This is a genomic window from Gemella parahaemolysans (assembly GCF_053758945.1).
In genome coordinates this window covers 1-6215 of the sequence record NZ_JBSMTP010000026.1, presented here as the reverse complement: position 1 = coordinate 6215, position 6215 = coordinate 1, and the positions used below count along the sequence as shown (strand labels likewise).

The 6215-nt window shown below is 32.3% G+C and carries 4 protein-coding genes; all 4 read left to right on the top strand.

The genetic code is table 11. The features are described from left to right. The first annotated feature begins 176 nt into the window (after window positions 1-176). The 4 genes from ACWOBP_RS08070 to radA all read left to right on the top strand — a co-directional run bounded on the left by ACWOBP_RS08070 (window position 177) and on the right by radA (window position 6039). A complete protein-coding gene (locus tag ACWOBP_RS08070; RefSeq protein ID WP_455338256.1) occupies window positions 177-1442 on the top strand; it encodes a nucleobase:cation symporter-2 family protein in 1266 nt (421 codons plus the stop codon). A gap of 211 nt (window positions 1443-1653) precedes the next feature. After that, a complete protein-coding gene (locus tag ACWOBP_RS08065) occupies window positions 1654-2175 on the top strand; it encodes a CtsR family transcriptional regulator (protein WP_455338255.1) in 522 nt (173 codons plus the stop codon). 4 nt (window positions 2176-2179) lie between these two features. Next, window positions 2180-4654, top strand: a complete 2475-nt coding sequence (locus ACWOBP_RS08060) for an ATP-dependent Clp protease ATP-binding subunit (RefSeq protein ID WP_455338254.1) — start codon at window positions 2180-2182, stop codon at window positions 4652-4654. Between the two features lie 2 nt (window positions 4655-4656). After that, window positions 4657-6039, top strand: a complete 1383-nt coding sequence (gene radA, locus ACWOBP_RS08055; RefSeq protein WP_455338253.1) for a DNA repair protein RadA — start codon at window positions 4657-4659, stop codon at window positions 6037-6039. The last annotated feature ends 176 nt before the right edge of the window (window positions 6040-6215 follow it).

Below are 6215 nucleotides of genomic sequence, written 5' to 3'. Positions count from 1 at the left end.
GGTAGCGGGCGTCAAAATACAATAGGGCTTGAACGAATGTGAAAGCCAGCGCCTTGAGGTGCGTGTTAGTAACAAAGGGTTATACCCGAAGAGAAAACCACCCCTTTTCAGGGGTGGTCATTATTTTATATAGTTATATTTGTCAAAAATAATATATAACTAAGGAGAAAAGAATCTTGAAAACTTTTATTTTAAGTTTACAACACGTATTAGCAATGTACGCAGGAGCGGTAATTGTACCGATAATTGTTGCTGGGGGCTTAGGTCTTTCAGCAGAGCAAACAACGTATTTAGTGTCAGTTGATATTTTTATGTGTGGAGTGGCAACTTTCCTACAAGTGTATAAAGGTAAATTCACAGGGATAGGTTTACCTGTAGTTCTTGGATGTACTTTTACAGCAGTTGCTCCGATGATAGCTATAGGAAATAATTCGGGCTTACCAACAATGTATGGAGCAATTTTTGTTTCGGGGTTAGTGGTGGTTTTAATAGCTCCATTTTTTGCTAAGGTGGCTAAGTTATTCCCACCAGTTGTTACTGGTAGTGTTGTAACGATTATAGGTATTACATTAGTACCAGTTGCGATGAACTATATTGCAAGTGGACAAGGAGCAAAAGATTTTGGTGATCCAAAAAATATTTTATTAGCATGTATTACTCTAGCAATTATTTTAGTAATTTATAAATTTACTACTGGATTTATTCAATCAATAGCAATTTTATTAGGTTTAGTGATGGGAACTATTATTGCTAGTTTTATGGGGATGGTGAGTTTAACAGAAGTTTCACAAGCAGGTTGGTTTCAACATCCAACACCATTTAAATTTACAGGTTTTGAATTTAATATGAGTGCAATTTTAACATTCGTTATAGTTGGAATAGTTAGTATGATTGAATCTACGGGTGTATATTATGCCCTAGGAAATATTTGTAATCAAGAAGTTAAAGAACCTGATTTACGAAGAGGATATTTAGCAGAAGGACTAGCGGTTATGATTGGTTCATTATCAAATGCATTCCCATATACTACTTACTCTCAAAACGTAGGTCTGGTTCAAATTTCAGGAGTAAAAAGTAAAAAAGTAATGTATGTAATGGTACTGTTACTTCTAGTTTTCGGCTCAATTCCAAAAATTGGTGCTTTAGCTACAATTGTACCTCAACCAGTACTAGGTGGAGCAATGATTAGTATGTTTGGTATGGTACTAGCATATGGTGTGAAAATGTTAGGAAATACAGATTTTGCTAAACAAGAAAATCTTATGATAATTGCTTGTTCTGTTGGTTTAGGGTTAGGTGTAACAACAGTTCCTACAGCATTTGCTCAATTACCAAGCTTTGTTCGTATGTTTACTGATAGTGGTATTGTATTAGGTACAATTGTGGCTATTGTAATGAATCTAATTTTCAATAGAAAATCAAAACTAAAAACAACTAATTAATAGAGATAAATATCTTTAATTTAAATATTTTTATTAGAAAATAGAATTATAAAGGATGACTCAAGAAGGAAAGATTTTTTTAAATTATGATTTTTGAGCCGTTCTTTTTTATTTATATATGCTTAAAAATCAATGTTTTTTGTGTACAAAATATTGTATATGTAGTATAATTTAATAAAGGTCAATTTTAGTCAATAAAGGAGGTGCCCTTATGAATAATAGTAATATGACGGATATACTTGAACAATATATTAAGAGCTTATTCAATGAAGCTGCAGAAGATCATATAATTATAAAAAGAAGTAATGTCGCACAAAAATTTGACTGTGTACCATCTCAATTAAATTATGTTATAAAAACTAGATTTACACCAGAACATGGATTTATTATTGAAAGTAAACGAGGTGGTGGAGGATTTATTAGAATAACAAAAATAACTCTCCACACAAATAAAGATTACATTGATTATTTAATAGAGACAGTAGATAATGAAACAATTGAAGTAGAAGAAGCTATAAGACTGGCTAAAATTTTACTTGAAAAGAATTATATAGATAAATTTGACTATAATCATTTTATTGATAGTATAGAAGTAATAACATCTGTTCATAATCAATTTTTAGAAAATACTAGTGAAAACAATGTAGAATTAATGATTCAACAAACTAAATCAAATTTAAAAGATTTAACTATAAGATTTTTAACAAATATAAAATATAATAAGAGGGGATAAGGTTATGTACATAAGATTTAATGAAACGGCCCTTATGGTGCTAACTACAGCTAAAGAAGAAGCAAATGATTTTGGTGTAAAAGCAGTAGGAACTGAGCATCTATTATTAGCTATGTTAAGTATGAATAATACACTATCGTGTAAAACACTTAATAAATACGGTGTTTACTATGATGATTTCAGAAAAAATGTAGTGAATTTTTATGAAGAAGAGCTAGAAGGAACTGACTTTTATCGTAATGTTTTAATGAAGATAGACTATACAAATGGTGCGGTAAGAACAATTGAGAAAAGTCAACAGTTTGCTGATGATACCTCAAGCTTTGTTGTGACTAGTGAGCATCTATTATTATCTTTACTTAATGAAAATACAGGGACTGCTGTTCGTTTATTAACAGATAAATTAGGAATAAATGTTGATGCACTTATTACTGAATTATTTGAATTATTAAAACAAAGCCAAAGTTTATTGTCTAAGTTATTTGATGGATTTAAAAAATTAGAGTCTTCAGATGATAGCTCTGCAAAAACTAAAACACTAAATTCTTTGGCTAAGGATTTAACTAAAGATGCTTTTAATAATAAATTAGATCCTGTATTAGCGCGTGATAAAGAAATTACACGTATGATTGAAATTTTAAACAGAAGAACTAAAAATAATCCTGTATTAATAGGAGATCCTGGAGTAGGAAAAACAGCTATAGTTGAAGGTTTAGCTGAAAGAATAGTTTCTCAGAATGTTCCTAGTAATCTTTTAGGAAAGAGAGTAATGGTGCTAGATATGGGAACATTACTTGCTGGAACTAAGTATCGTGGTGAATTTGAAGAAAGATTAAAAAATATTATTACTGAAATTGAAGATGCAGGTAATATAATCTTATTCATAGATGAAATTCATACTATAATTGGTGCAGGAGGAACAGAGGGAAGTGCGGATGCTTCAAATATTCTTAAACCTGCCTTATCACGTGGTTTAATTCAATGCATAGGTGCTACAACTACTGAGGAATATAGAAAATATTTCGAAAAAGATGCGGCGTTAGAGCGTCGTTTCCAGCCAATTAAAGTAGAAGAACCAAGCACTGAGGATTCTATTAGAATTCTTGAAGGTTTACGTCATAAGTATGAAGAACATCATGACGTAGAAATCTTAGATGAAGCTATAGATTCAGCGGTAAAATTAAGTACGACTTATATTACAGATAGATGCTTGCCAGATAAGGCGATTGACCTTATTGATGAGGCGTGTTCTAAAGTTAAATTAAGATATTATAAATCACCTGAAAAACTGAAAGAATATGAAGAAGAGCTAAGTCGATTAAATAAAGAAAAAGATAGGGCAGTAATTAATCAAGAGTTTGAAATAGCGGCGAAAAAACGTGATGAAGTTAATAAAGTTATTAGTAAGATTGAAGAATTCAAAATTTCTTGGCAAGATAGTCTGTCAAAAGATAAAATTAAGATTAATTCTGATCATGTGGCAGAAGTTCTTGCTGCTTGGACTGGTGTTCCAGTAACAAAATTAACGGAAACCGAAAGTGAGCGACTTCTAAAATTAGAAGAAATACTACATAAACGCGTTATCGGTCAAGATGAAGCTGTAGTAAGTTTAGCTAAGGCGGTAAGAAGGGCAAGAAGCGGATTTAAAGCACCTAATAGACCAATTGGTAGCTTTATTTTCTTAGGACCTACAGGCGTAGGGAAAACAGAATTAGCTAAAAGTTTATCTGAGGCACTATTTAGTTCAGAGGATAATATGATTCGTATAGACATGAGTGAATATATGGAGCCACATTCAATTAGTAGATTAGTAGGAGCGCCTCCAGGTTATGTTGGATATGAAGAAGCGGGACAATTATCTGAACAAGTTCGTCAAAAACCATATTCAGTAGTATTATTCGATGAAATTGAAAAAGCTCATCCGTCAATTTTTAACATTTTATTACAAGTTCTAGATGATGGCCGTTTAACTGATGCTTCAGGTCGCGTAGTTGATTTTAAAAATACTATTATCATTATGACTTCAAATGTGGGAGTGAGTGAACTAAACGATCAGAAATTCGTAGGATTTGGCGGAAGTGAATCTATTAAAAATGATTACAAAAATGTTCAAAACACCATGATGGAAGCATTAAAAAAACAATATCGTCCAGAATTCTTAAATAGAATAGATGATATTATTGTCTTCAAGACTCTTGAAAAAGAAGAGTTGGAAAAAATTTCTGAGTTATTAATAGATGGTTTATCTAAGAGATTAGAAGACAGAAACATTACTATTAAACTTACGAAAAAAGCAATGGCTAAAATTGTTGAGGATGGTAGTATAAAAGAGTACGGTGCCCGTCCGTTAAAACGAAGTATTCAAAAAAATATTGAAGATTTACTAAGTGAAGAATTATTAAGAAATCCTGAATTATCTGGAACTATTAATATTGACTACAAAAATGATGATTTTGTTGTAAAGAAGACTAAGAGGTAGTTATGGCAAAGGTAAATGTTAAATACGAATGCAATGCTTGTGGTTACCAAAGTTTGAAATATATGGGAAGGTGTCCAAATTGTAAAAAATGGGCTTCTATGGAAGAAGTAGTAGAGGCCAAAAAAGCTACGAAACATACAGAATTTGAAGTAAAAACAAATGATACAGAACGTGTAGAAGCTGGAAAGCTAAAAGCAGTTTCTACACAGGACGTACCTCGAACTCTTACTGATAGTGGAGAACTAAACAGAGTTCTGGGAGGTGGAGTTGTAGGTGGTTCGTTAGTTCTTCTAGGAGGAGATCCTGGAATTGGGAAATCTACATTACTTCTTCAAATATCAGCATATCTTGCAAAAGAACATGATGTCCTATATGTTACTGGTGAGGAATCTGTTAGGCAGGTAAAAATAAGAGCTGATAGATTAAAAAATGATACTGATGAACTTTTTGTGTATGCCCAAACTGATTTGAATTTAATTTATCAAGTAGTAAAAAAAGTAAAACCGAAGTTTTTAGTTATCGATTCAATTCAAACAATATATAATCCTAATATGGAAAACTCACCTGGAAGTATTACTCAAGTTAGAGAGTGTACTCAACAACTTATGAAGATTGCTAAAAGTTTAAATATAGCTATCTTTATTGTAGGGCATGTTACTAAAGAAGGGACAATTGCGGGACCACGTATGCTTGAACATATGGTTGATACTGTGCTGTATTTTGAAGGGGAAGGTCAGCATAGTTATAGAATTCTTAGAGCAGTGAAAAATCGTTTTGGTTCTACTAATGAAATAGGAATTTTCGAGATGAAACATAGTGGATTAGAAGATTTAGCGAATCCTTCGCAGATGTTTTTGGAAGAGCGCAGTAAAAATTTGGCTGGTGCAACGATAATTAGTACTATGGAAGGAAGTAGACCACTTCTTGTGGAAATACAATCATTAACGACACCGACAGCATTTAATAATCCACGAAGAATTTCTACTGGACTAGAATATAACAAATTAATCTTGTTAATGGCGGTTCTAGAGAAAAAGGCAGGTTATTTACTCCAACAACAAGATGTCTATGTGAAAGTGTCTGGTGGTGTTAAGATTGATGATCCCGCTGTAGACTTAGGTGTAGTTATGGCAGTGGCATCAAGCTTTAAAGACATAGCAGTTGATATGAACGATTGTTTCATTGGTGAGGTTGGATTAACTGGTGAAGTTAGAAGAGTTAGCAGAATTGAACAAAGGATAAATGAGGCTAAAAAACATGGATTTAAACGTGTAATAGTTCCTGTTGGAAATATGAAAAATTCTGATTTTCCAGAAGGAATTGAAATAATACCGGTAAAGGATATACGAGAGTGCTTAGATATAGCATTTGGAAATGTATTCTAGTGTATGCAAAGATGAATAAGAAAATTTATTTTTCCTTATTCATCTTTTAATTTAATGGCTTTAGCCAGTTGAGGAGGCGAAGTCTCCGAAACAAAAAACCACCCGCTATGCGGGTGCGAGATAAAAGTTAAACAATTGAAAAATCATCCTTTCTTGATAAAATAAGAGTAGTTCAA